This is a genomic window from Mycobacterium sp. MOTT36Y (assembly GCF_000262165.1).
Taxonomy (GTDB): domain Bacteria; phylum Actinomycetota; class Actinomycetes; order Mycobacteriales; family Mycobacteriaceae; genus Mycobacterium; species Mycobacterium intracellulare.
On sequence record NC_017904.1, the window covers coordinates 559905 to 578681 of the forward strand.

19 protein-coding genes are annotated in these 18777 nt (G+C 67.3%); 12 read left to right on the forward strand and 7 right to left on the reverse strand.

The genetic code is table 11. The features are described 5' to 3' along the window. Positions 1–11 precede the first annotated feature (11 nt). Genes W7S_RS02780 through W7S_RS02815 form a run of 8 tightly spaced genes read left to right on the forward strand, consistent with a single transcriptional unit; the run spans position 12 to position 8841 of the window. Entirely contained in the window at positions 12–1214 is a 1203-nt protein-coding gene (locus tag W7S_RS02780; protein ID WP_014710875.1) for a virulence factor Mce family protein, read from the forward strand. Further along, positions 1214–2269, forward strand: coding sequence for a virulence factor Mce family protein (locus tag W7S_RS02785; RefSeq protein WP_008263746.1), 1056 nt, complete (start codon positions 1214–1216; stop codon positions 2267–2269). The genes W7S_RS02780 and W7S_RS02785 overlap by 1 nt, the downstream gene beginning before the upstream one ends. Further along, complete coding sequence (locus W7S_RS02790) at positions 2259–3323, forward strand: virulence factor Mce family protein (protein ID WP_014381763.1); 1065 nt, start codon at positions 2259–2261, stop codon at positions 3321–3323. Before W7S_RS02785 ends, W7S_RS02790 begins: the two co-directional genes overlap by 11 nt. Further along, the gene (locus tag W7S_RS02795; RefSeq protein WP_014710876.1) at positions 3320–4759 is read left to right on the forward strand and encodes a virulence factor Mce family protein; all 1440 of its coding nucleotides are present in this window, start codon (positions 3320–3322) and stop codon (positions 4757–4759) included. Before W7S_RS02790 ends, W7S_RS02795 begins: the two co-directional genes overlap by 4 nt. Further along, positions 4756–5910 carry a virulence factor Mce family protein gene (locus tag W7S_RS02800; RefSeq protein ID WP_014710877.1) on the forward strand — a complete coding sequence of 385 codons (1155 nt, stop codon included), beginning with the start codon at positions 4756–4758 and terminating at the stop codon, positions 5908–5910. Before W7S_RS02795 ends, W7S_RS02800 begins: the two co-directional genes overlap by 4 nt. A gap of 11 nt (positions 5911–5921) precedes the next feature. Next, positions 5922–7643, forward strand: coding sequence for a virulence factor Mce family protein (locus tag W7S_RS02805; RefSeq protein ID WP_014710878.1), 1722 nt, complete (start codon positions 5922–5924; stop codon positions 7641–7643). Then, on the forward strand, positions 7643–8350 hold the full coding sequence (locus W7S_RS02810; protein WP_014710879.1) for a hypothetical protein: 708 nt from the start codon (positions 7643–7645) through the stop codon (positions 8348–8350). Before W7S_RS02805 ends, W7S_RS02810 begins: the two co-directional genes overlap by 1 nt. Then, the gene (locus tag W7S_RS02815) at positions 8350–8841 is read left to right on the forward strand and encodes a mammalian cell entry protein (RefSeq protein WP_014710880.1); all 492 of its coding nucleotides are present in this window, start codon (positions 8350–8352) and stop codon (positions 8839–8841) included. The genes W7S_RS02810 and W7S_RS02815 overlap by 1 nt, the downstream gene beginning before the upstream one ends. A 1-nt stretch (position 8842) precedes the next feature. Here the strand turns inward: W7S_RS02815 and W7S_RS02820 are convergent, their stop codons facing one another. From W7S_RS02820 to W7S_RS26655, 3 genes are all read right to left on the reverse strand, one after another. After that, entirely contained in the window at positions 8843–9421 is a 579-nt protein-coding gene (locus W7S_RS02820; protein WP_008263759.1) for a hypothetical protein, read from the reverse strand. An 86-nt stretch (positions 9422–9507) separates the two neighbouring features. Next, positions 9508–10989 (reverse strand): trehalose-6-phosphate synthase, encoded by a 1482-nt coding sequence (locus tag W7S_RS02825; RefSeq protein WP_008263761.1) that lies wholly within the window; start codon positions 10987–10989, stop codon positions 9508–9510. Then, complete coding sequence (locus tag W7S_RS26655; RefSeq protein WP_008263763.1) at positions 10990–11154, reverse strand: hypothetical protein; 165 nt, start codon at positions 11152–11154, stop codon at positions 10990–10992. A gap of 233 nt (positions 11155–11387) precedes the next feature. On the opposite strand from W7S_RS26655, the gene W7S_RS02830 reads away from it, so the two are divergent. The 3 genes from W7S_RS02830 (at position 11388) to W7S_RS02840 (ending at position 14089) form a co-directional block, all read left to right on the forward strand. Continuing rightward, positions 11388–12323 (forward strand): enoyl-CoA hydratase, encoded by a 936-nt coding sequence (locus tag W7S_RS02830; protein ID WP_008263765.1) that lies wholly within the window; start codon positions 11388–11390, stop codon positions 12321–12323. A gap of 102 nt (positions 12324–12425) precedes the next feature. After that, the gene (locus W7S_RS02835) at positions 12426–13265 is read left to right on the forward strand and encodes an SDR family oxidoreductase (RefSeq protein ID WP_008263766.1); all 840 of its coding nucleotides are present in this window, start codon (positions 12426–12428) and stop codon (positions 13263–13265) included. Between the two features lie 32 nt (positions 13266–13297). Beyond that, positions 13298–14089, forward strand: a complete 792-nt coding sequence (locus tag W7S_RS02840; RefSeq protein WP_014710881.1) for an SDR family NAD(P)-dependent oxidoreductase — start codon at positions 13298–13300, stop codon at positions 14087–14089. Between the two features lie 4 nt (positions 14090–14093). Here W7S_RS02840 and W7S_RS02845 read toward each other — a convergent pair whose 3' ends face one another. The 3 genes from W7S_RS02845 to W7S_RS02855 all read right to left on the reverse strand — a co-directional run bounded on the left by W7S_RS02845 (position 14094) and on the right by W7S_RS02855 (position 16634). Beyond that, the gene (locus W7S_RS02845; RefSeq protein WP_014710882.1) at positions 14094–15653 is read right to left on the reverse strand and encodes an LCP family protein; all 1560 of its coding nucleotides are present in this window, start codon (positions 15651–15653) and stop codon (positions 14094–14096) included. A gap of 340 nt (positions 15654–15993) precedes the next feature. Continuing rightward, positions 15994–16374 carry a hypothetical protein gene (locus W7S_RS02850; RefSeq protein ID WP_014383781.1) on the reverse strand — a complete coding sequence of 127 codons (381 nt, stop codon included), beginning with the start codon at positions 16372–16374 and terminating at the stop codon, positions 15994–15996. A 17-nt stretch (positions 16375–16391) separates the two neighbouring features. Further along, complete coding sequence (locus tag W7S_RS02855; protein WP_009955870.1) at positions 16392–16634, reverse strand: hypothetical protein; 243 nt, start codon at positions 16632–16634, stop codon at positions 16392–16394. 377 nt (positions 16635–17011) lie between these two features. Between W7S_RS02855 and W7S_RS02860 the strand changes: the two genes are divergently transcribed. After that, positions 17012–17209, forward strand: a complete 198-nt coding sequence (locus W7S_RS02860) for a hypothetical protein (protein WP_008263776.1) — start codon at positions 17012–17014, stop codon at positions 17207–17209. On the opposite strand, the gene W7S_RS02865 is transcribed toward W7S_RS02860, so the two are convergent. Then, positions 17206–18696 carry an amidase gene (locus W7S_RS02865; protein WP_014383782.1) on the reverse strand — a complete coding sequence of 497 codons (1491 nt, stop codon included), beginning with the start codon at positions 18694–18696 and terminating at the stop codon, positions 17206–17208. The two genes, W7S_RS02860 and W7S_RS02865, sit on opposite strands and share 4 nt — an antisense overlap. Positions 18697–18777 lie beyond the last annotated feature (81 nt).

An 18777-nucleotide genomic window follows, 5' to 3' on the forward strand; every position in this document is an offset into this window, starting at 1 on the left:
CTTAAAAAGACATGGCAGACACAGGCGCGCGACGCACGACCGTCCGGCTGGCAGCAGCAGTGCTGGCCGGCCTGATGGTGGCTTTCGCTGTGCTGACTTACCTTTCCTACACGGCCGCCTTCGCGTCGATCGACACCGTCACCGTGTCGGCGCCCCGGGCGGGGCTGGTGATGGAGAAGGGCGCCAAGGTCAAATACCGGGGCATCCAGATCGGCAAGGTCGAGACCATCGACTACTCCGGCGACCAGGCGCGCCTGACGCTGGGCATCAACAGCGACGACATGCATTTCATCCCGTCCAACGCGGCGGTGCACATCGCGGGTAACACCATCTTCGGTGCCAAGGCGGTGGAATTCATTCCGCCGCAAACGCCGTCGCCGACCTCGCTACGTCCGGACGCGCACGTCGCGGCCTCGTCGGTGCAGCTCGAAGTCAACACCTTGTTCCAGTCGCTGATCGACCTGTTGCACAAGGTCGACCCCGTCGAACTCAACGGGACGCTGAGCGCGTTCGCCGAAGGCCTGCGTGGCCACGGCGATGACCTGGGCGGCATCCTTTCGGGACTGAATACGCTGACGCGCCAAGCGAATCCGAAGCTGCCCGCCTTGCAGGAAGACCTCCGCAAGACCGCGGTCGTGGCGAACGTCTACGCCGACTCCGCCCCCAATCTGAACACCGTGTTCGACAACCTGCCGACGATCAACAAGACCGTCGTGGACCAGCAGAAGAATCTCGACAAGACCCTGTTGGCCACCATCGGCCTGTCGAACAACGCCTATGACACGTTGGCGCCGGCCGAGCAGGACTTCATCGACGCCATCAACCGGCTGCGGGCCCCGCTCAAGGTGGCCGCCGACTACTCACCGGAATTCGGCTGCCTGTTCGCCGGAATCGAGCGCGGCATCAAGGAATTCGCCCCGCTGCTCGGCGTCCGCAAGGCCGGCCTGTTCACGTCGTCGAGCTTCGTGCTGGGCGCGCCGTCGTACACGTACCCGGAGTCGTTGCCGATCGTGAACGCCTCCGGCGGCCCGAATTGCCGTGGGCTGCCCGACATCCCGACCAAGCAGACCGGCGGCTCGTTCTACCGGGCGCCGTTCCTGGTCACCGACAACGCCAACATCCCGTACGAGCCGTTCACCGAGCTGCAGTTCGACGCGCCCTCGACGCTGCAGTTCTTGTTCCACGGCGCCTTCGCGGAACGGGACGATTTCTGATGCCGGACAGTTCGGGCATGCCGTCGCACCGCGAGATGATGATCAAGGTCAGCATCTTCGCCGTCGCCATGCTGCTGGTGTCGGCCGGGCTGGTGGTGGTGTTCGGTGACTTCCGGTTCGGACCCGAAAGCACCTACCACGCAACGTTTACCGACGTCTCGCGGTTGAAGGCCGGTCAAAAGGTGCGCATCGCCGGGGTGCCGGTCGGTGCTGTGTCGGACATCAAGCTCAATCGCGACAACACCATCGACGTGAAGTTCGGGGTCGACAAGCGCTACACGCTCTACTCGTCGACGCGCGCGGTGATCCGCTACGAAAACCTCGTCGGTGACCGATATCTGGAGATCACGTCCGGCCCGGGAGAGTTGCGAAAACTCCCCGCCGGCGCGACGATCAACAGCCAACACACCCAGCCCGCACTGGATCTCGACGCGCTGCTGGGCGGGCTGCGGCCGGTCCTCAAAGGCCTCGACGCCGACAAGGTCAACACCATCAGCAGCGCGGTCATCCAGCTGCTGCAGGGCCAGGGCGGCGCGTTGTCGAACGTGCTGGCCGACACGAGCGCGTTCTCCTCGGCGCTGGGCCAGCGCGACCAGCTCATCGGCGACGTGATCAACAACCTCAACACGGTGCTGACGACCGTGGACCAACGCAGCGCGCAGTTTTCGACAAGCGTGGACCAGTTGCAACAACTGATCACCGGGCTGGCCGAACACAAGGACGACATCGCGGGTGCCATCCCCCCGCTGGCCTCCACGACGACGGATTTGACCCAGCTGCTGAAGAATTCGCGCCGCCCGCTGCAAGGCGTCCTGGAGAACACCCGTCCGCTGGCCACCGAGCTGGACAACCGCAAGGCCGAGGTGAACAACGACATCGAACAGCTGGGCGAGGACTATCTGCGGTTGGCGGCCCTCGGCGCTTACGGGTCGTTCTTCAACATCTATTTCTGCTCCGTGACGATCAAGATCAACGGCCCCGCCGGTGGCGACATCCTCCTGCCGCTTGGTGGCCAGGTGGATCCCAGCAAGGGGAGGTGCGCTTTTGCCAAGTAACGCAACACATGAGCGCGATCCGCTGCGCACCGGCATCTTCGGCGTGGTGCTCGTGGTCTGCGTCGTGCTCATCGCATTCGGGTATTCCGGGTTACCGTTCTGGCCGCAGGGCAAGATCTACGACGCCTACTTCAGCGACGCGGGCGGAATCAATCCCGGCAATGCCGTTTACGTCTCGGGTTTCAAAGTCGGCAAGGTGACCTCCGTGGGTCTGGCCGGCGACAGCGCCAAGATCAGCTTCAGCGTCGACCGCCACGTCGCCGTCGGCGACCAGTCGCTGGCCGCGATCCGCACCGACACCATCCTCGGTGAGCGCTCCATCTCGGTGACCCCGGCCGGTGGCGGCAAGGCAACCACCATCCCGCTCAGTCGCACCACGACGCCGTACACGCTGGCCGGCGCGCTCGAGGACTTGGGTTCCAATGCCAGCAACCTGAACAAGCCGCAGTTCGAAAAGGCGCTGAACGTGTTGACCGACACGCTGCACGACGCCACCCCCGAGCTGCGCGGTGCGCTGGACGGCGTGACGTCGCTGTCTCGCACCCTGGACCGACGCGACGAGGCGTTGCAAAGCTTACTGGCGCACGCGAAGTCGGTCACCGGCGTGTTGTCACAGCGCGCCGAGCAGGTCAACAAGCTGGTCGACGACGGTAACGAGTTGTTCGCCGCGCTCGACGAACGCCACCGCGCGCTGGGTCAGCTGATCTCGGGCATCCAGGAGCTCTCGGCGCAGATATCCGGCTTCGTCGCCGACAACCGCAGGGAATTCGGGCCCGCGCTCAACAAGCTCAACGATGTGCTGTCCAACCTCAACGAACGCCGCGACTACATCACCGAGGCCCTCAAGCGGCTGCCCACCTACGCCACCGAGTTGGGCGAGGTGGTCGGCTCGGGTCCCGGCTTCAACGTGAACGTCTACGGCGTCATCCCGGCGCCGCTGCTCGCGACGATGTTCGACTTCTTCTATCAGCCCGGCAAGATGCCGGCCAGCCTGGCCGACTACCTGCGCGGGTTGATTCAGGAACGCTGGATCATCAGGCCGAAGTCACCATGATGCAGCGGATCATCCGCAGCAGGGGGCTGCGCTACGCCACCATCATCGCGCTGGTCGCGGTGCTGGTGGGCGGCGTGTATGTGCTGTCGTCGCAAGGGAATAACCGCAAGATCGTCGGCCACTTCGCGTCGGCGGTCGGGTTGTATCCCGGCGACCAGGTGCGCATCCTGGGTGTCCCGGTCGGCACCATCGACACGATCGAGCCGCGACCCTCCGACGTCAAGATCACGATGTCGGTGTCCAAGGACGTGAAGGTCCCCAAGGACGCCAAGGCCATCATCATGTCGCCAAACCTGGTGGCGGCCAGGTTCATCCAGTTAACGCCGGCCTACACCGGCGGGCCGGAGATGGCCGACGGCGCCAGCATCGGCCCGGACCGCACCGCGGTCCCGGTGGAGTGGGACGAGGTCAAAGAGTCGCTGACCAAGCTGGCGGTCCAGCTCGGCCCGACGGCCGGATCGCTGCAGGGCCCGTTGGGCGCGGCGATCAACCAGGCCGCCGACACCTTCGACGGCAAGGGCCAGTCGTTCCACAGCGCCCTGCGCGAGCTCTCGCAAGCCGCTGGGCGACTTGGGGATTCGCGCGGCGACATCTTCGGCACGGTCAAAAACCTGCAGGTCGTGGTCAACGCCCTGTCGTCCAGTAACGAACAGATCGTCCAATTCGCCGGTAGCGTCGCCTCCGTGTCGCAGGTGCTCGCCGACAGCTCGCGCCATCTCGACAGCACCCTGGGGACCCTCAACACGGCGCTGTCGGACATCCGTGGGTTCCTCCACGAACACAACTCGACCATCGTCGACACGGTCAACAACCTCAACGATCTCGCGAAGACACTGAGCGACGAGAGCGACGACATCGAGCAGGTGCTGCACGTGGCGGGCCCGGGTATCGCCAACTTCTACAACATCTACGATCCCGCGCAGGGCACGCTCAACGGTCTGCTGTCGATACCGGAATTCGCCAACCCCGTGCAGTTCATCTGCGGGGGATCCTTCGAGACCGCGGCCGGGCCCAGGGCGCCGGACTACTTCAAGCGCGCCGAGCTCTGTCGTGAGCGGCTGGGGCCGGTGCTGCGCCGGCTCACCGTGAACTACCCGCCGCTGATGTTCCACCCGCTCAACACGATCACGGCGTACAAGGGGCAGATCATCTACGACACCCCGCAGACTCAGGCCAAGGCGGCGACCCCGGTTCCGGAGCTGACGTGGGTGCCGGCCAAGGGCGCCCAGACGCCGGCCACGCAGAACCCGGCGGATCTGCAGGCGCTGCTCGTCCCGCCGGCCCCGCAGGCCGGTCCGGGGCCCGGCCCCGCGCCGGCCGGCGCCGCTCCGGCCCCCGGTCCCGCTCCCGGAAGCGCGTTCGGGCCGCGGCCGGGGCCTGCTCCGGCCCAACCCGCGCCCAACGGGCCCGCGGCCGGCTTGGGCGGTGGCGGATGAACCGAATGTGGTTGCGCGCCAGCGGATTGGCCGCGGGGAGCGTGCTGCTGGCCGGTTGCCAATTCAACGGCCTGAACTCGTTGGCGATGCCGGGCACCGCTGGCCACGGCAGCGGCGCCTACTCGGTGACCGTCGAGCTGCCCGACGTGGCGACGCTGCCGCAGAACTCGCCCGTCATGGTCGACGACGTCACCGTCGGAAGCGTTGCCGGCATCGCGGCCGAACAGCGCGCCGACGGATCGTTCTATGCGGCAGTCAAATTGGCGCTGAACAAAAACGTCGTCCTGCCCGCCAACTCGACCGCGACCGTCGCCCAGACGTCGCTGCTGGGTTCGATGCACATCGACCTGGCCCGGCCGAAGAACAAGCCGGCCGTGGGCCGGCTGACCGACGGGTCGAAGATCACGGAGGCCAACACCGGCCGCTATCCCACCACCGAAGAGGTGCTCTCGGCGCTCGGCGTTGTGGTGAACAAGGGCAATGTCGGTGCGCTGGAAGAGATCACCGACGAGACCTATCGGGCCGTCGCGGGCCGGCAGGACCAGTTCGTCGACCTGATCCCCCGGCTGGCGGAATTGACCTCGGGGCTCAACCGCCAGGTCAACGACATCATCGACGCGGTCGACGGATTGAACCGCTTCTCGGGCGCACTGGCGCGCGACAAGGACAACCTGGGCCGGGCGCTGGACACGCTGCCCGAGGCGATTCGCGTGCTCAACAAGAACCGCGACCGCATCGTGGAGGCCTTCGGCGCGCTGCACAAACTGGCCAACGTCACCTCGCACGTGCTGGCCAAGACCAAGGTGGACTTCGCCGCCGACATGAAGGACCTGTACTCGGTCGTGAAGACCCTGAACGACAACCGAAAGAATTTCGTCACCTCACTACAGCTGTTGCTGACGTTTCCGTTCCCCAACTTCGGGATCAAGCAGGCGGTGCGGGGTGACTATCTCAACGTGTTCACCACCTTCGACCTCACCCTGCGCCGGCTCGGTGAAACGTTCTTCACGACGGCCTATTTCGACCCGAACATGGCTCACATGGACGAGATCCTCAACCCGCCGGACTTCTTGACCGGCGAATTGGCCAACCTGTCCGGACAGGCCGCGGATCCGTTCAAGATTCCGCCCGGCACGGCTTCGGGACAGTAGGGCGGGCGCACATGCATGACAGACTGACCAGGATCCAGCTGGCGATCTTCGCCGTGATCACGGCGATCACCCTGACTGTGATGGCGATCTTCTACCTGCGGCTGCCCGCGACCTTCGGCATCGGAACCTACGGTGTGAGCGCCGATTTCGTTGCCGGCGGCGGCCTGTACAAGAACGCCAACGTCACCTACCGCGGCGTTGCCGTCGGCCGCGTCGAGTCGGTCGGGCTGAGCCCCAACGGCGTCATCGCCCAGATGCGGCTGAACAGCGAGACGGCCATCCCGTCGAACGTCACCGCCACCGTCAAGAGTGTGTCGGCGGTCGGCGAGCAGTACATCGACCTGGTGCCCCCGAGCTCGCCCGCGGCGAGCAAGCTGACCAACGGTGCCCGCATCGAGCGGCAGAACACCCGGATCGGCCAGGACGTCGCCGATCTGTTGAAGCGGGCGGAGACACTGGTCAACAGCCTGGGTGACACCCGGTTGCGTGAACTGTTGCACGAGACGTTCATTGCGGCCAACGGGTCAGGCCCCGAGCTCGCCCGGCTGTTCGAGTCGGCCCGGCTGCTGGTGGACGAGGCCAACGCCAACTATCCCCAGGTGTCGCAGCTGATCGATCAGGCCGGGCCGTTCCTGCAGGCCCAGATCCGCGCCGGTGGCGACATCAAGTCGCTGTCGGATGGGCTGGCGCGGTTCACCTCCGAGGTCCGTCAGGCCGACCCCCAGCTCCGCGACACCCTGGCCACGGCCCCCGGCGCCACCGACGAGGCCAGCACCGCGTTCTCGGGCATCCGCCCCAACTTCCCGACCCTGGCCGCCAGCCTGGCCAACCTCGGCCGGGTGGGCGTGATCTACAACAAGTCGATCGAACAGCTGCTCGTCGTGTTGCCGGCGTTGTTCGCGGCCATCACCACCGCCGCGGGCGGCGGGCCGCAAGACGAGGGCGCCAAGCTGGACTTCAAGCTCGACCTCAACGACCCGCCGCCGTGCGCCGTCGGCTTCCTGCCGCCGCCGCTGATGCGCACCCCGGCCGACGAGACGGTGCGCGAGCTTCCGAGGGACATGTACTGCAAGACCGCGCAGAACGATCCCAGCACCGTGCGCGGCGCGCGTAACTACCCGTGCCAGGAGTTCCCCGGGAAGCGCGCCCCCACGATTCAGCTCTGCCGCGACCCGAAGGGCTACGTGCCGATCGGTCGCAACCCGTGGCGCGGCCCGCCGGTGCCCTACGACACCCCGATGACCAACGGGCTGAACGTGTTGCCGCCCAACCACTTCCCGTACATCCCGCCGGACGCCGACCCAGATCCGGGCACTCCGATGGTCGGGCCGCCCCCGCCGGGTGTGGTCCCTGGACCCGGTCCGGCGCCGCACCAGCCGGCCTTCGCCCCGCCGCCGCCCAACGACAACGGGCCGCCCCCGCCGTTCACGTCGTGGCAGCCGCCGGGGGTGCCGCCGGTACCGCCGCAGCTTCCGTATCCGAAGTGGCTGCCTCCGCCGGCGCCGCCGCTAGGGATCAACCCGCCGCCGCCGGGCCCCGGCCCGGAGAAGCCGTGGGGCCCGCCGCCCGGCGGGCAGCCGCAGGCCAGCGGGCCGGCGTATGCCACCTATGACGAGAAGACCGGCGCGTTTGTCGATCCGGCGGGAGGCACTGGTATCTTCGCCGCCGGCGCCACCGGAACCTCCGGCGCCGAGAATTGGGTGGACCTCATGCTTGATCCAAGGCCTCTGTGATGGACGCTGCCATGGCAGACGAACAGACAACCAAGCCGCGCGCTCGTCGTAAAGCCTCGCGCGCGGCGGGTCCTGCCAAGAGCGAGTCGACACACGACGTCACGGTCCAGACGGAGGTGCCGGCCGCGCCGAAGCCGCCGGCGAAACCCGTCAAGACCCTCACGTCGATCAAGCCGCCACCGCGACGCCAGCCGCACCGCGCCCTGGTGGCGTGGATCTCCTTCGCGGCGGCACTGGTGGCGGTGGGGGTGTTGGCCGGGTGCGTGGCCCTCCTGGCCGTCCAGCACCGCCACGCCACCGCGGCGCAGGCGCGCGACCAACGGTTCGTCGACACCGCGACGCAGACGGTGGTCAACATGTTCAGCTACAAGCAGGACAACATCGACGAGAGCGTCAACCGGTTCGTCAACGGGACCAGCGGTCCGCTGCGCGGGATGCTCAGCGCCAACAACAATGTCGAGAATCTCAAGGGCCTGTTCCGCTCCACCAACGCGACATCGGAAGCCGTCGTCAACGGCGCCGCGCTGGAAGGCATTGACGCCGTTACCGATAACGCGTCCGTGTTGGTGTCGGTGCGCGTCACGGTCGCCGACATCGACGGCGTCAACAAGCCGTCCATGCCCTACCGGTTGCGCGTCATCGTGCACGAAGACGACTCCGGACGCATGAGCGGCTACGACCTGAAGTATCCAGACGGGGGTAATTGATGCGATGGCGGCGTTGGCTGCTCATCGTCGCGGGTTACCTTCTGGCCGTGGCGTTCGTCGGGTTGTCCGCGGCGGCCGGCTGGATGTATTGGGATCGGGTCGAGGTTCGCGGTGAGCAGGCGGCGCGTGCCGTGTTGCCCGGTTTGGCGGCCAAGGAAATCCCCGAGGTCTTCGCCTACGACTACCAAACGGTCGAACGCAGCCTGTCGGCGGCGTACCCGCTACTGACCCCCGACTATCGCGCGGAGTTCCAGAAGAGCGCCAACACCCAGATCATCCCCGAAGCCAAGAAGCGCGAAGTGGTGGTGCAGGCCAACGTCGTGGGCGTGGGAGTCATGTCCGCCCAACGGAATTCGGCGTCGGTGATGGTCTACATGAACCGGACGGTCACCGACAAGTCACGGCAGCCGCTGTATGACGGCAGCCGATTGCGGGTCGACTTCAAAAAGGTCGGCAAGCAGTGGCTGATCGCCTACATCACTCCGATCTAGCTCAGTAGCACATCGCAATGCCGTTGCAGTACAACGGGTAACGCTCGATCGGGCTGGGCGGCGGCCCGGTCATCGCCAGCGAAAAGGGCTGCTTCTTCATCTCCGGCTGCAGCCCGCATACCGGCCCGTGCAGCGTGGTGTGGGTGCCGCTCATCGTTTCGTCGCTGAACGCGAAGGTTTCGGTGGACGGCGCGGTGCCCCCGCCCGGGCAGGCCACGCCGTTGTCCTTTTGCACCTTGAACGTCCACAGCATGCTGGACATGCGAGCCCGGCCGCTGAAGTTCTGCAGCTTGTCGGCGGCGCTGATCTGCTCGTTCGTAGAGCTCACGATGTTCAGCGCGCAGTTCATCGCGAAGACGATCGGGTCGGAATAGTCGTTCATGTTCCGGGTCCCGGACGGCTGGTCACACAGTGCGGAGATGGTCCAGGTAACCCCGGAGACGCCCGCCTCGTTGTAGGCGTAGGTGCCGTCCGCCGGCGGCCCAAGCGCCTTGGCCGGTTCGCCGGATTGCAGCGCGATTCCCGTTGCGACAGCCGTGAAGACGGCGGCACCCGCGGCCAGTCCGTGACGGAGCTTCATGTGACTCTTTCTCCTTCGCGTGCGACGCTGCACCCGAGTATCACAGCGTTGGCGCGCCAACACCATGGGTTCCCGGGGCATCCGCGCTAATCGGCGTCATGGGGCCGCGCCTCGGCGAGCGCATCGAGGAATGACCGCGCCCAGCGATCGACGTCGTGGGCGAGCACCTGGCGGCGCAGCGACCGCATGCGCCGCCGTCCTTCCTCGACGGGCTGGTTGAGGGCGGCCTCGATGGCGTCCTTGACCCCCTCGAGGTCGTGCGGGTTGACCAGGTACGCCTGGCGCAGTTCGGCGGCGGCGCCGGTGAATTCGGACAGCACGAGCGCGCCGCCGAGATCGCTGCGGCAGGCGACGTACTCCTTGGCGACCAGGTTCATCCCGTCGCGCAGCGGGGTGACCAGCATGACGTCGGCGGCCACGAAGAACGCGATGAGTTCGTCGCGGGGGACCGGCCGATGCAGGTAGTGCACCATCGGATGCCCGACTTCGCCGTATTCGCCGTTGATGTGGCCGACCTGGCGTTCGATGTCGTTGCGCAGCTGCTGGTAACTGTCCACCCGCTCGCGGCTGGGCGTCGCCAGCTGGATCAGCACCGTGTCGTCGCGTTTGGCGCGGCCCTCGGCGAGCAGCTCCGAAAAGGCTTTCAGCCGAACGTCGATGCCCTTGGTGTAGTCGAGCCGGTCGACGCCGAGCAGCACTTTGCGGGGGTTGCCGAGCTCGGCCCGAATCTCCTTGGCGCGGCGCCTGATATCGCGGTGCCGGGCCGTTTGGTCGAGGGCACTGGAATCGATGGAGATGGGGAAGGCGCCGACCCGGACGACGCGGGATTCCAGCTCCACCTCGCCGTACCGCGACCGCACCCCGACCGCCCCGCGCGTGGTGTTGGCTCCGATCAGCCGCCGGGAAAGGAACAGGAAATTCTGCGCGCCGCCGGGCAGGTGGAATCCGACGAGGTCGGCGCCCAGCAGGCCCTCGACGATCTCGGTCCGCCACGGCATCTGCATGAACAGCTCCACCGGCGGGAAGGGGATGTGCAGGAAGAAGCCGATGGTCAGGTCGGGCCGCATCTCGCGCAGCATCGCCGGGACCAGTTGCAGCTGATAGTCCTGCACCCATACGGTCGCGCCCCGCGCGGCGGCACGTGAGGTGGCTTCGGCGAAGCGGCGGTTGACGACGACGTAGCGGTCCCACCATTCGCGGTGGTACAGCGGCTTGACGATCACGTCGTGATACAGCGGCCACAGCGTGGCGTTCGAGAAGCCCTCGTAGTACTCGGCGACGTCGTCCGCGCTCAGCTTGACCGGCCGCAGTTCCAGGTCCTCCTGGACGATCGGCTCGTCTTCGTGGTCGACGTCCTCGTCGACCACACCGGGCCAGCCGACCCACGCGCCGCGCCGACGGCGCAGTAGCGGCTCCAGGGCGGTGACCAGTCCCCCGGGGCTGCGCTTCCAGGCCGTGCTGCCGTCGGGAAGCAGCTCCCGATCTACCGGCAACCGGTTGGCGACGACGACGAAGTCGGAATCCCCGAATTTGGCCGCCTTGGAGCCTCGCCCTCCCCCGGGAGCCATTTACGCGTCGAGTTTCGCCGGCCCAATACCCAGCATGGACAGGAAGACCCGGCATTCGTCGGCGTCGTTGGCGTACGCCGCGACGACCCGCCTGGCCTGGCTCGCAGTGCTGTCCGCCACCGGCTCGACGTCGCCGATTTCGCCAGGATCAGATTTCGTAGGCATGACTTAACTGTAGGCGACGCGCGTGATCGGCCGCAGCCCGTCTCACCAGCTAACGGGCGTCGGGCGCGTTTATGGCTGGTTTGCAGGGACTCGTCGCGCCGCTCGCGAAGACACGACCGGCCGGGACGTGCCGCCGATCAAGGGCTCGCGGCGCGTCCCCCCGACGCGGCCCGGTTACACACTGGCCGTAATCTGTAAACAAGGCCAAATCAACGACGAACGAGGTGGGCGGAATGACAGTCTCCGAGCAAGCCGACACCGGGGCGGCCAACGCCAACACCCCGGAGCTCGTGGCCTACGAAACCCTCGACGAGGGCCGGATCGCGCGGATCTGGCTCAACCGGCCCGAGGCCCACAATGCGCAAAGCCGCGGCCTGCTGGTCCAGCTCGACGAGGCCTTCGGCCGCGCCGAGGCCGACGACACCGTTCGCGTGGTAATCCTGGCGGCGCGCGGCAGGAACTTTTCCGCCGGCCACGACCTGGGTTCCGAGCAGGCACTGGCCGAGCGCGCACCGGGGCCCGGGCAGCATCCGAGCTTCCGCTCGCGCGGGGCCACGCTCGAGCCGATCATGGAGAAGCTGTACCACCAGGAATGGCACTACTTTTTCGAAAACACCTGCCGCTGGCGCGATTTGCGCAAGATCACGATCGCCCAGGTGCAGGGCAACGCGATCTCGGCCGGGCTGATGTTGATCTGGGCCTGCGACCTGATCGTCGCCGCCGACAACGCGAAGTTCAGCGACGTCGTCGCGGTCCGGTTGGGCATGCCGGGTGTCGAATATTACGCTCACCCTTGGGAATTCGGTCCGCGTAAGGCCAAAGAACTGCTACTGACCGGTGATTCGATCGACGCGGACGAGGCGCACCGGCTGGGCATGGTGTCCAAGGTTTTCGCTGTCGACGAATTAGAGGAAAAGACACTCGAATTCGCGCGACGCATCGCCGAGCGGCCCACGATGGCGTCGCTGCTCATCAAGGATTCGGTCAACGCCGCCTCCGACGCGATGGGTTACACCGAGGCGCTGCGGCACGCCTTCCACGTGCACCTGCTGGGGCATGCGCATTGGGCGGCGTTCAACGAGAACCGGTGGCCGGTCGGCCAGCCTCCGCACGTCGAGGATTGGCGGGACGCGAAGCCGACGAAGGTGGCGCGCCGCGATACGCCGTAGCGCCGCGCAGCCGAGGACCTAACGAGACCGGGGGTAGCGATATTCCCCCCGAGGGCACATGCTTCTATAGCTAGAACCTGTTCCAGTTTGAAAGGGCCTCGCGTGCAGCTTTCTTTCCAAGACCGGACATACCTGATCACCGGCGGGGGTAGCGGGATCGGCAAAGGCGTGGCCGCCGGGCTGGTCGCGGCCGGCGCCTCGGTCATGATCGTCGGCCGCAACGCCGATCGACTCGCCGGGGCCGTCAAGGAGATCGAAGCCCTGCCCGGCGAGGGCTCGATTCGTTATGAGCCCGCCGACGTAACCAACGAGGACGAGGTGGCCCGCGCGGTCGACGCCGCGACGGCCTGGCACGGCCGGTTGCACGGCGCGGTGCATTGCGCGGGTGGCTCGTTGACCGTGGGGCCGATCACCCACACCGACTCGGAGGCGTGGCGAAACACCGTCGACCTCAACGTCAACGGCACCATGTACGTGCTCAAGCATGTGGGGCGCGAGCTTGTGCGGGGCGGGGGCGGCTCGTTCATCGGGATCTCGTCGATCGCGGCCAGCAACACCCACCGGTGGTTCGGGCCGTACGGGGTCACCAAGTCGGCGATCGACCACATGATGATGCTGGCCGCCGACGAACTCGGCCCGTCCTGGGTGCGGGTCAACAGCATCCGGCCGGGCCTGATCCGCACCGATCTGGTCGACGCGAGCGTGATCCAGTCACCCGAGATCAGCGGCGACTACGCGCTGTGCACTCCGCTGCCGCGGGTCGGTGAGGTCGAGGACGTGGCCAACCTGGCCATGTTCCTGCTCAGCGACGCGGCGGCCTGGATCACCGGCCAGTGCATCAACGTCGACGGGGGACACATTCTGCGCCGCGGCCCGGATTACTCCTCGATGATGGTGCAGATGTACGGCGAGGACGCGCTGCGCGGGGTCGTGGCACCCTGACCCGTCGCCGCGCCTAGTGAACGGGAGAAGCGATGAAGCGTCTCGAGGGCAAGCGGATCCTGGTGACCGGCGCCGCGTCGGGGATCGGGCAGGCGACCGCGCTGCGCCTGCTCGACGAGGGCGCCGCCGTCGCGGCCTCCGACGTCGCGGCTGAGGGCCTGGACACCACGCGTGCGCGGGCACAAGAGGCCGGCATCGCCGACCGGCTGAGCATCGTGCCGATGGATGTCGGCAGCGAGGATTCGGTGGTCGACGGGGTGCGCCTGGCCGTCGAGCGGCTGGGTGGGCTTGACTCGCTGGTCAACGCGGCGGGCATCCTGCGGGCCGCGCACACCCACGACACCACCCTCGAACTCTGGAACCGAATCGTCGGCGTCAACCTGACCGGAACGTTTCTGGTGGTGCGCGAGGCGCTACCGGCCTTGTTGGCGAACCCGCGCAGCGCGATCGTGAACTTCAGCTCCACGTCGGCCTCGTTCGCCCATCCCTACATGGCCGCCTATGCCGCGAGCAAGGGCGGCATCCAGGCCTTCACCCACTCGCTGGCGCTGGAATACGCCAAGAAGGGCCTGCGCGCGGCGTGCGTCGCGCCGGGCAGCATCAAGTCCGGGATCACCGATGCCACCGGCGGATACATCCCGCAGGACGCCGACTGGGCGCTGTTCTCGCGGCTCATGCCGGTCCTGCCGACCACGACGGAGTCCAGCGGCACGGGAATGGCCGGACCCGAAGCGGTCGCCGGGGTGGTCGCCATGCTGGTATCCGACGACGGCGCCTGGATCACGGGCACCGAGATCCGCATGGACGGCGGCACGCACAGCTGATGGCCTAGTTGACGCAGGGCACGCCGCCGCCGTCGATCGGCTTCCCCTGATCGGGCGTCGGGTACGTCGTGGTGGTGCCGTTGTAGTAGTAGGTCTTGGCCTTGGTCGACGTGGTGGTGCTGGTGCTCGTGACGTCGTCCATCTGGGTCTCGTCCGGTGTGGGAATCGAGAAGTTGGTGTCCACCGTCACCCGGATGTGGCCGGGCTGGACGCCGGGGCTGGGCTGGCTGGGAGCGTCGAGGCCCAGCATGGTGGCCAGGTTGCGCGCATCGCTCTGCGCGCCGGCGCCGTAAGCGATCGAGCTGGTGGTCGGCTCGCCGGACTCGCGGTCGCGGACCTGGCCCGGGGTGTAGCCCTTCTTCTTCAGCGCGCGTGATACCTCGGTGGCAAGCCCGCTCATGCTGCCCGAGTTGACCACGTCGACGACGGTGGACGGATCGGGCTTGACGGCCGTGGTGGTGGGCGCGGTGGTCGGTGCGTCGGTGCCGATCGCCGCCGCCACCTCGGCCTTGATCGCGGCCGGGTCGACGATGTTGACGTCCTGGCCATCGATGTTGTCGTAGCGCACCACCGGTAGCGTCCGGAATTCCAGGTTGCCCCCGGCGAGCCCGCCGAGCCGCTGGATCATGTTGTCATTCCAGCCGGAGGAGAGCACCACGTCCTTGCGCGCCACCGCCATCAGGTTCTTGAGCTTGTCGATGTTGGTGAAGGTGCCCGCGGCCTGCAGCTCCTGCATGACCGACGAGATGAACGCCTGCTGCCGATGGGTGCGGTCCAGGTCGCCGTTCTCCAGGCCGTGCCGCTGCCGGACGAACGACAGCGCCTCGGACGCGTCCAGTCGCTGGCGCCCGGCCGGGAAGTCGGCGCCGGAATACGAGTCGTAGACGGCGTGGTTCAGGCACACCTCGACGCCACCCAGCGTCTGCGCCAGATCGTAGAAACCGGCCAGGTTGACCTCGGCGAAATAGTCGATCGGCACCCCGGTCAGGCTGCGCACCGCGCGCAGGGTCGCCGCCCGCCCGGCCTCGCGGCCCTTGGTCTCGAGCTCCTTCTGACTACTCGTCCCCTGGTTGGCCAGCTTTTGCGCGACGTACTGCTTGGTCAGCCCGTAGGCCTCTTTGATCTTGATGTGGTTGTATCCCGGGACCCCGGTGAACGGCACCCAGTCGTCGCGCGGGATCGAGAACGCGACCACTTTGTTGTCGGCGCTGACGTGCACGAGGATCAGCGTGTTGGTGTTGTAGCCGCCGTCGTCGGAATCACCCGCGTGCAGGTGCTTGAGGATCGAATACGGCAGGTCGTTGCCGTCCTGATCTTTGCGCGAGTCCAGGCCGATCAGCAGGATGTTCATGTTGTCGCCGCTGGACCGCGGATCGTCGGGCTGCAGGGCGTTGGAAACGGTGATGCCGCCCAGCGCGCCGTGCGCCACGTAGTACCCGGCGCCGGTCAGCCCGACGGCCGCCACGGAAACCAGCGCGCCGAGGGTGCGCGTCAGCCCTTTGCGGAATCGAGAGGGCTGACGGACGGCTCGATGACGGCGATGGGCGCCGCCCGAGCGGGCCATCACAAACCTCTGCCCACACCCAGCGCATCACCGGGCCCCGCAACGGCGGTTAGCGGCGATGTCGCTTCGAGCATGGTGACAAGTATGCGTTAGCCGGCTGTGAAGGCCCCAATCGAGAGCGCCCGCCGGCGGCCGCCGTCACCGGAATCAGCGGGCCCGCTCGGCGCGATTCGCGCCCGCGATCGCCGATCTACCTGCCTGTTTTGGTCGGGCGGTGCCGGTGTGCGCCCCGGATGACCCCCGCCCGGTCTCGAGCGCGAGACGGATCGAGCCGAACTTGTTACCGCACGGATATCGGGCACCGCATCGACCGCCCGGGACCGGCAGCAAACCGTCGCCGTCAGCAGTACAGGTACTCGATGCGCCATCGACCGTCGACGTAGTCGGCGCGGTATTGGCCGCCCAGCGCCGGGTTGGCATCGCGGATGAGGCCAGATCCGCCGACCCCCGGCGTGAAGCCCGGCGGATCCCACGCGATGGACACCGGGTGGGGCGGCATGGTCGGCGTGCATCCGACCTGCTTCTTGACGTAGCCGTCGATGATCGCACGCTCGGCGGCGGCCTGGTCACCGCCGTCGGCCGCGGGGGCGTTGGCGCACAACGCATTTGCGCGACAGGGGCGTTGGCCCACGGCGGCGAGTGCCGGCGCGTTCGGGTGCAGCACGGCCGCCGCGAGCACCCCGACGGCCGCCGTGGTCCGGGCAGTTGCGCCGATGCGCATGTCGTCTCCCTGCAGTGCTATCGGGCTTTGACCAGGTCCTCGCCCGCGGAGTAAAAGAGCGTGATGTTGGTGCCCGTGACGATTTCAGCGAGGTAGACGCCCGCCGGTTCGACCTCGTAGTAGTAGTGGGTGTTGCCCTCGTTGTCCAGCGTCGACGCGCACGGGTAGCCCGGCGCCCCGCACCGTTGCTTGATCGGTATCGCGAAGACGGCGAGCAACACGACGACGGCGATTCCGATGCCGAGCGGGACTTTCTTCACTGCCGACCTCGTTTGCGCCAGACCTACCACGGTTGGAGTGTAAGCGGCCGGGCCGCCCCCGGCACCCGGTGCGACGCGGGCGTTTTTCCAGCCCGGCAGCGTTTGGAGGCCCGGGTGCGGCGGGTACGCGAGTTTGAGCCGATCGAAGGACTGAGCATGGGCGATACGGACCTCAGGCCGCCTTCGGCGAAGCGGCCAGGCGATTCAGAGCCACCCGAGCCGGGGACACCGGGCGAGACGCCGGAGCGGCTCACGCCCACCGAACCGCCCGAACGGCTCACGCCAACCGAACCGCCGGACTGCTTGACGCCATCGGAACCGCCCGAGCGTCAAACTCCGGAATGACAAACGCGACCGAGCAGGATCGGAGGACAGACATGCGCGCCGAGGAAGGCGACGAATCGGTCAAGGACTACGCGAAGGAAGGCCGGGAAACCTTGGGCCGCATCAAAGCCTCCCAACATGCGGGGGGCCGGCTGGGTGACATCGCCCGTCGGTTTGCCGGGTTGTGGCGGGGTCAGCGCGGCCAGCAGGGCACCGAGCCGCCAGCTGAAACCTCTGACGGCGGCGGCTAATTCGTGCCCGGGGCCGGGTATCGGTGAGCCCACGGGTTCGCCTCTTCGAGTTGGGCGGCCAACTGGAGGAGCTCGCCGTCGGCGCCCAGCTTCCCCACGAACTGAACACCGAGCGGAAGGCCGTTCTGCGTCCAATGCAGTGGGACGCTGATCGCCGGGCGCCCGGTGAGGTTGGCCAGCTGCGTGTAGGGCACCCAGCCCAGGCTCTCCTGGATGAGGTCGTCGAGAATTCCGCTGAGCCCCATGAGTTTTCCCGCGCGTAGCCTGCTGATCACTCGGGCCGCGCGCTGCAACACCGCCGACGTCGCGGTGGCACCCACCTCCAGGGGCGGGGTCGCCAGAGTGGGGGTCAGGAAGTAGTCGTAGGCGCCGTGAAACTCGGCCAGGGACTGGATGTAGTTGTTCCTGTTTTCCAGCGCGGACATGACCGCCAGGACACCACCGGATCGGCCGAGTTCGCTGACGGCCAACGTGTCGGCCTCAAAGTCGCTGTCGCGGGCGCCGGTTCGCCGCTTGATGTCGGCGACCTGGTGGTGAAGCTGTGCGAACCAGATGGTCAGGAAGTCACGGCCCAGTGCGGCGTCATCGTACGGCGGCGCGACCTCGTCGACCTGATGGCCCAATTCGCCCAGGAGCACCGCCGTCTTCTCGACCGCGGCGACTGCCTCGGCGCTGGGCCGCGGGTTGATCGCCGAGCGCGCCGAGTACCCGATTTTCAACCGCTCCGGACGACGCTTCACGAGCTCGCTGAATGGCTTGTCGGGCAACGCAACTCGGTAAGCGGAACCCGGATGGTGCCCGACGATCGCGTCGTAGAGCGCGGCACTGTCGCGCACGGTGCGCGACACCACCCCCTGGGTCGCCATCCCCAACAGCATCTCGCCGGTCTGCGGGCCGTAGGGAGCCAAGCCCCGGCTGGGCTTGAGGCCGACGAGTCCGCTGCAGGCGGCGGGGATTCGGATCGACCCGCCACCGTCGTTGGCTCCGGCGGCCGGAACGATGCCGGCGGCCACCGCCGCACCGGATCCGCCCGACGAGCCGCCTGGCGTGTGCCGGATGTTCCACGGGTTGCGGGCCGGGCCCCAATAGTCGGGTTCCGTGACACCCTTGGCGCCGAATTCGGGCGTATTGGTCATCCCGAAAATCACCAGGCCCGCGTCCAAAAACCGCTGCGTGATCAGCGCGTGCCGGTCGGACACCTCATTGGCCAGCGAGCGCGATCCGCACGACGTGGGAAAGCCGCAGTACTCCTGGCCCAGGTCTTTGAGCAGGAAGGGAACGCCGGCGAACGGGCCCTTCAGGCTCGGATCGGCGGCCCGGGCGTCGGCGACAGTGTCGAGGCGACGGACGATGGCGTTCAAGTGCGGGTTCACCGCGTCCGCTCGTTGCCGCGCCAACGTGAGCAGTTCGGCCGGGGTGACCTGCTTGCGCTCGACCAGCTCGGCCAAGGAGGTCGCATCCAGCGACATGTACTCGTCGAGATGCATGCCCTCTCCTTCGCTTCGGTCCGTCGCTGCGGCGCCGCCCGCCCTCTAAATTGACGCCGCTGCACACCAGTGGCGTCAAGC

Excerpts from the sequence above, each read along its gene's own strand:
- W7S_RS02845 (WP_014710882.1), bottom strand. The coding sequence starts at position 15,653 with ATGGCCCGCTCGGGCGGCGCCCATCGCCGTCATCGAGCCGTCCGTCAG.
- W7S_RS02800 (WP_014710877.1), top strand. The coding sequence starts at position 4,756 with ATGAACCGAATGTGGTTGCGCGCCAGCGGATTGGCCGCGGGGAGCGTG.
- W7S_RS02780 (WP_014710875.1), top strand. The coding sequence starts at position 12 with ATGGCAGACACAGGCGCGCGACGCACGACCGTCCGGCTGGCAGCAGCA.
- W7S_RS02825 (WP_008263761.1), bottom strand. The coding sequence starts at position 10,989 with ATGGCTCCCGGGGGAGGGCGAGGCTCCAAGGCGGCCAAATTCGGGGAT.
- W7S_RS02865 (WP_014383782.1), bottom strand. The coding sequence starts at position 18,696 with ATGCATCTCGACGAGTACATGTCGCTGGATGCGACCTCCTTGGCCGAG.
- W7S_RS02810 (WP_014710879.1), top strand. The coding sequence starts at position 7,643 with ATGGACGCTGCCATGGCAGACGAACAGACAACCAAGCCGCGCGCTCGT.
- W7S_RS02795 (WP_014710876.1), top strand. The coding sequence starts at position 3,320 with ATGATGCAGCGGATCATCCGCAGCAGGGGGCTGCGCTACGCCACCATC.
- W7S_RS02830 (WP_008263765.1), top strand. The coding sequence starts at position 11,388 with ATGACAGTCTCCGAGCAAGCCGACACCGGGGCGGCCAACGCCAACACC.
- W7S_RS02785 (WP_008263746.1), top strand. The coding sequence starts at position 1,214 with ATGCCGGACAGTTCGGGCATGCCGTCGCACCGCGAGATGATGATCAAG.
- W7S_RS02815 (WP_014710880.1), top strand. The coding sequence starts at position 8,350 with ATGCGATGGCGGCGTTGGCTGCTCATCGTCGCGGGTTACCTTCTGGCC.
- W7S_RS02840 (WP_014710881.1), top strand. The coding sequence starts at position 13,298 with ATGAAGCGTCTCGAGGGCAAGCGGATCCTGGTGACCGGCGCCGCGTCG.
- W7S_RS02820 (WP_008263759.1), bottom strand. The coding sequence starts at position 9,421 with ATGAAGCTCCGTCACGGACTGGCCGCGGGTGCCGCCGTCTTCACGGCT.
- W7S_RS02850 (WP_014383781.1), bottom strand. The coding sequence starts at position 16,374 with ATGCGCATCGGCGCAACTGCCCGGACCACGGCGGCCGTCGGGGTGCTC.
- W7S_RS02805 (WP_014710878.1), top strand. The coding sequence starts at position 5,922 with ATGCATGACAGACTGACCAGGATCCAGCTGGCGATCTTCGCCGTGATC.
- W7S_RS02860 (WP_008263776.1), top strand. The coding sequence starts at position 17,012 with ATGCGCGCCGAGGAAGGCGACGAATCGGTCAAGGACTACGCGAAGGAA.
- W7S_RS26655 (WP_008263763.1), bottom strand. The coding sequence starts at position 11,154 with ATGCCTACGAAATCTGATCCTGGCGAAATCGGCGACGTCGAGCCGGTG.